Below are 2255 nucleotides of genomic sequence, written 5' to 3' on the forward strand. Positions count from 1 at the left end.
AAAACAAGATATTCCCTTACCAATACTTGATGAATTGAGAAGACTATTTAAAAAATACATTTTAAAATTTTAAATAAAGAAATATCTTTTTAATAATTATTTATAAATTACAAGATGAAGCTGATACTTAAAATACATTATAAATAAATAATAATTGTATTTGGATATATCAAAGATATATATAAGTCATAGCGGAGGTGATAGGTGTGAAAATGAGAGTTTATGAACTAGCTGAAGATTTAAAAATACCAACCAAAGAACTAATATGGTTTTTAAATAAAGAAGGAATTAAGGTTAAAAATCATATGAGTACTTTAGATAAGGATACCGTAGAGTTAATAAAAGAAGTGATTACTATGGATAAGAAAAAAAAGGGGACAGAAAATAAACCACCACTCAAGGTTTTAGAAATTAATAAATTGCCAAATTTAAAAGAACTTTCTTCACAACTTAAAATTTCATTATCAGAAATTTTACAAAAGATTATGCAGTTTGGAACAATAACTTCAATTGATAAAGAAATTCCTGTAAATATTTTACAACACCTGGTTAAGGAATACGGATACAAAATAAAATTTTCGGTCAAAATAAAAAATAGTATTAATTTTCAAAAAAAGGATGAGATTGTAAAATCAATTTCCAAACCTCCAATTATTACTATAATTGGACATGTCGATCATGGTAAAACTACCCTTCTTGACTCAATACGAAAGACTAATGTTACTAAAGAAGAGGTAGGGGGAATTACTCAACGGATTGGTGCATACCAAATCAAAATAGATAATAAAAAAATTGTTTTCATTGATACGCCTGGTCATGAAGCATTTACTACCATGAGAGCAAGAGGTGTAAAAGCAACAGATATTGCAGTTTTAGTTGTTGCTGCAGATGATGGGGTAATGCCTCAAACTATTGAAGCAATTAATCATGCAAAAGCTGCGAATGTCCCCATTATTGTAGCAATTAACAAAATAGACAAATCTAATACTAATATTGAAAAATTAAAGAAAGATCTTTCAAAATATGGTTTAGTTTCAGAAGAATGGGGCGGAGACACCTTGATGGTAGAAATATCTGCCCTTCAAAACAAGGGCATTAAAAAATTATTAGAAGCAATTTCTTTACAAGCGGAAATGTTAGAATTAAAAGCAAATCCTAATACCCCTGCGAAAGGTATTATACTAGAAACAAAATTAGATAAAAAAAGAGGAATTATCGGTTCGGTATTAGTTCAAGATGGATCATTAAAAGTTGGTAATTATTTTATTACCGGATTATCGTACGGTAAAATTAGAAGCCTTACTAATGATAAAGGAAAAAATATTAAAGAGGCAGGACCTTCAAGTCCAGTTGAAGTGGTAGGTTTTTATAAAATGCCTCAAGCAGGTGATTACTTTCAAGTAGTACCCGATGATAAATTAGCTAAAATCATAATCAATGAAAGAGAGGATGAGGAAAGAAATAAAATTATAGAAAAATCATCAAAAGTCTCTTTAGATAATTTATTTTTAGAGATAAAAGAAGGTAACCTGGATAAATTAAAGCTTATTTTAAAGACAGACTTTCAAGGTTCATTGGATGCTTTACAAGAAGCTATAAAAAAATTAAAAATTGAGAATGAAACGGTAAAAATTGATATAATTCATGCGGGTGTCGGAAATATTACTGAAACGGATGTTATGTTAGCTTCTGCTTCTGATGCAATAATAATTGGCTTTAATATTCGCCCTGATTTAAATATTCAAAAAATTGCTAAATCTGAAAAAGTAAATATTAGATTATATAAAATTATATATGATTTAATAGATGAAATTAAAGCTGCCCTAAAAGGTTATTTAAAACCGAAAATTGAAGAGTATGTCTGTGGACAAGCTGAAATTAGAGAAATATATAAAATACCCAAAGTTGGTACTATTGCAGGAAGTTATGTACTAAACGGAAAAATCTCAAAAAATGATAACATAAGAGTGATAAGAGACGGAAAATTAATATATGAAGGTAAAGCTGCTTCTTTAAAAAGATTTAAAGAAGATGCAAGAGAAGTTAATGCTGGTTTTGAATGTGGAATTGGTATAGAAAAATTTAATGATATTAAATTAAAAGATATACTTGAATTTTATACTTTTAGAGAAATTAATGATAAAAAAATTAATTAGTCGTTAGTGAATTTAGTTAGTTACCTGGTTAGCTGGTTAAATAGTGAACTATTGTAATTGGTAAATTGGAGAATTGGTCAATTGGTAGATTGGCAGATT

The 2255-nt window shown here is 28.1% G+C and carries 1 protein-coding gene; it reads left to right on the forward strand.

The genetic code is table 11. The annotated features are described in order from the left end of the window. Window positions 1-212: 212 nt before the first annotated feature. The gene (infB, locus tag COZ07_RS01545) at window positions 213-2156 is read left to right on the forward strand and encodes a translation initiation factor IF-2 (protein ID WP_406606839.1); all 1944 of its coding nucleotides are present in this window, start codon (window positions 213-215) and stop codon (window positions 2154-2156) included. Window positions 2157-2255 lie beyond the last annotated feature (99 nt).

The organism is Candidatus Infernicultor aquiphilus, from assembly GCF_002784285.1.
Taxonomy (GTDB): domain Bacteria; phylum Atribacterota; class Phoenicimicrobiia; order Phoenicimicrobiales; family Phoenicimicrobiaceae; genus Infernicultor; species Infernicultor aquiphilus.